The sequence below is a fragment of the Pontibacter sp. HJ8 genome (genome assembly GCF_054824225.1).
Window position 1 is genome coordinate 1 of the sequence record NZ_JSYF01000348.1, and the last position, 2,961, is coordinate 2,961.

A 2,961-nucleotide genomic window follows, 5' to 3' on the forward strand; every position below is an offset into this window, starting at 1 on the left:
ATACCTATACCTGTGCACGATTCGGACAGGCCGCGACCTGTCCTTACAAGCGCCTCACCTTTCTAACTTCAAACTTCTAAACTCTAACTTCCACCACCTGCTGCTTTTTCCGGTTTCTGATCTCGTCCGGTATAGCAGCCGTGATTTCCTGTTGCAGCGCTTCGACCAATTTCTTTTTAAGAAAACTGCGGTGCACCACCAGGCTCACCTCCCGTTGCGGCTGTGGCTCCCGGAACAGGTGTACGAGTCCCTCCTTTTGCGGGGGAATATCCAGCACCGAAAGCTCAGGCAGCAGGGTGAGCCCCCGCTGTGTTTCCACAATTCGTTTCAGGGTTTCCAGTGAGCCGCTCTTGTAATCGAGGTGGCCGGCACCCGCGGTATAAGCCCCTCCTGCCCGGTTGCAGATGTTGAGCACCTGGCTCCGGAAGCAGTGGCCTTCGTTGAGTATCCACAGTTCGTCCGTATCCAGCTGTTCCGGGGCAATGGTCTTGTTTTTGGCCAGGGGGTGATTGGGGTTGATGTAGGCGACAAAGGTTTCGTAAAACAGTGGCAGCTCTTTGATACTTTTATCTTCCAGTGGCGTCACCAGCAGCCCCACATCCAGCAGTTCATGGTTCAGCTTCTGAACGATCTGCTCTGTCAGCAGCTCCTGCACCACGACCCGCACCTCCGGGTATTTCGCCATAAAGCGGGTGATGAAGAGCGGGATCAGGTAGGGCGCCAGCGTAGGAATAACGCCTATTCGCAGCTCTCCTGACAGCTCCTGTTTCTGGTTCTGCACGATCTCCCGGATCTTTCTGGCCTCTGCCACCACGGTACGCGCCTGGGCGATCACCTCTTTGCCAATTTCCGTTGGTCGTACCGGTACTCGGCTCCGGTCAAAAAGCTGCACGCCCAGCTCTTCTTCCAGCTTCTGCAGCTGCATGCTCAGGGTCGGCTGCGTCACAAAGCAGTGTTCCGCCGCCGTGGCAAAATGCCGGTGGGTGTCTACTGCCAACAAATACTCCAATTGTACCAGTGTCATCTCTGAATAAGGACTAAGTGCTCCGCGCCAACAGCCCGAATATGCCGTGCTGCGGGTGCCGCAAGTTATAGATTTAACCTATCATTGTATCAATAAAGTCAATTTGATCGATGAAGTTATTCAGGCGATCTTTGTCTAAAGCACAACGTACAAAATATCTAAAGACAGTAAGACTATGGCAAAACTAACGAATATAGGACTTGAGAAGCAGGACTCGGTAGAAATCGCGGATAAGCTCAATGAGTTGCTGGCCAATTATCACATCTATTACCAGAATCTGCGCGGCTTTCACTGGAACATCAAAGGGATCCACTTTTTCCAGCTGCATGCCAAGTTCGAGGAACTTTACAACAATGCACTTACCAAAATTGACGCGCTGGCCGAGCGTATCCTGACGATCGGCCAGCAACCGCTGCATACCTTTTCGGATTATGTGCGGGTATCCAGTATTCAAGAGGCCTCCAATCTGAGCGGTGATAAAGAAACGGTTGCGGCTACACACGAGAACCTCTCTCTTTTGATCGGCCTGGAGCGTGAGATCCTGAGCCTGGCTGCCGAAAGAGGCGACGAAGGCACCGTGAGCCTGATCAGCGAAGACATCAACGAAAACGAGAAAACCCTCTGGATGCTGAAGGCTTTCATGAGCTGACAGGTATAGCCAGACTGAAAACATAATAAAAAAAGCCGCCTGCTAGGTATAGCAGGCGGCTTTTATTTATATGACTTATACCTCAGGTATAGCTTACTTGGCGTAGCTGATCGCCCTCATTTCCCGGATAACGGTGATCTTGATCTGGCCCGGGTACTGCATTTCTTTCTCGATCTTCTGGGAGATGTCAAAAGAAAGCTGAGCTGCTTTTTCGTCGGTTACGTTGTCGGCGTCTACCATGATGCGGAGCTCACGGCCCGCCTGGATGGCATAACACTGGTTCACCCCGTCAAACGATACGGCGGCAGCTTCCAGGTCTTTCAGACGCTTGATGTAGGATTCCATGATCTCACGACGTGCTCCTGGTCTGGAACCGGAAATGGCGTCACAGGCCTGGATCAGCGGAGAAATCATGGCGGTCATCTCGATCTCATCGTGGTGCGCTCCGATGGCATTGCAGATATCCGGATGCTCCTTGTATTTCTTGGCCAGCTCCATACCGATGATCGCGTGGGGCAATTCCGGCTCGTCTGGCGTTACTTTGCCGATGTCGTGCAACAGACCGGCACGTTTGGCGTGCTTCACGTTCAGGCCAAGCTCTGCTGCCATCGTAGCGCAAAGGTTGGCTACTTCACGGGAGTGCTGCAGCAGGTTCTGTCCGTAAGACGAACGGAAACGCATACGGCCAACCATTTTGATCAGTTCCGGGTGAAGCCCGTGTATACCTAAGTCGATAGCAGTACGCTCCCCGATCTCGATGATCTCTTCGTCAATGTTTTTGCGGGTCTTTGTCACCACTTCCTCGATACGGGCCGGGTGAATACGTCCATCCGCTACCAGGCGGTGCAAGGACAGGCGTGCTACCTCGCGGCGTACCGGGTCAAATCCGGAGATGATGATCGCTTCCGGGGTGTCATCCACGATGATCTCTACACCGGTTGCGGCTTCGAGGGCCCGAATGTTACGGCCTTCACGTCCAATGATCTTGCCTTTGATGTCGTCGCTTTCGATGTTGAAAACGGACACGCAGTTTTCGATGGCGTGCTCGGCAGCCGTGCGCTGAATGGTTTCTACTACGATCTTCTTGGCTTCTTTTGTCGCGGTAAGCTTTGCCTGGGCCACGATGTCCTTCACATAAGAAGAGGCATGCGACTGGGCTTCGCTCTTCAGGGCTTCCACCATCTGCTCACGCGCTTCGGCGGCTGTCAGGCCGGCAATTTTCTCCAGCTGGGTTACCACCTCCTGGTGCTGCTGCTCTACCTCCTCTTTGCGCTTCCTGAGTATCTCC

Annotated in this window: 3 protein-coding genes; 1 reads left to right on the top strand and 2 read right to left on the bottom strand. The window is 53.3% G+C overall.

The window, feature by feature from the left end; all coding sequences use genetic code 11:
- Nucleotides 1-76: 76 nt before the first annotated feature.
- Entirely contained in the window at nucleotides 77-1,024 is a 948-nt protein-coding gene (locus OB13_RS14990; RefSeq protein ID WP_461490983.1) for a LysR substrate-binding domain-containing protein, read from the bottom strand.
- A 175-nt stretch (nucleotides 1,025-1,199) separates the two neighbouring features.
- Between OB13_RS14990 and OB13_RS14995 the strand changes: the two genes are divergently transcribed.
- Complete coding sequence (locus OB13_RS14995) at nucleotides 1,200-1,673, top strand: Dps family protein (protein WP_461490984.1); 474 nt, start codon at nucleotides 1,200-1,202, stop codon at nucleotides 1,671-1,673.
- 93 nt (nucleotides 1,674-1,766) lie between these two features.
- Here OB13_RS14995 and rny read toward each other — a convergent pair.
- On the bottom strand, nucleotides 1,767-2,961 hold a 1,195-nt coding region (gene rny / locus OB13_RS15000), incomplete at its 5' end, for a ribonuclease Y (protein ID WP_461490985.1).

Bases quoted from the DNA above. Each gene is read 5' to 3' on its own strand.
- OB13_RS14990 (WP_461490983.1), bottom strand. From the start codon at position 1,024: ATGACACTGGTACAATTGGAGTATTTGTTGGCAGTAGACACCCACCGG.
- OB13_RS14995 (WP_461490984.1), top strand. From the start codon at position 1,200: ATGGCAAAACTAACGAATATAGGACTTGAGAAGCAGGACTCGGTAGAA.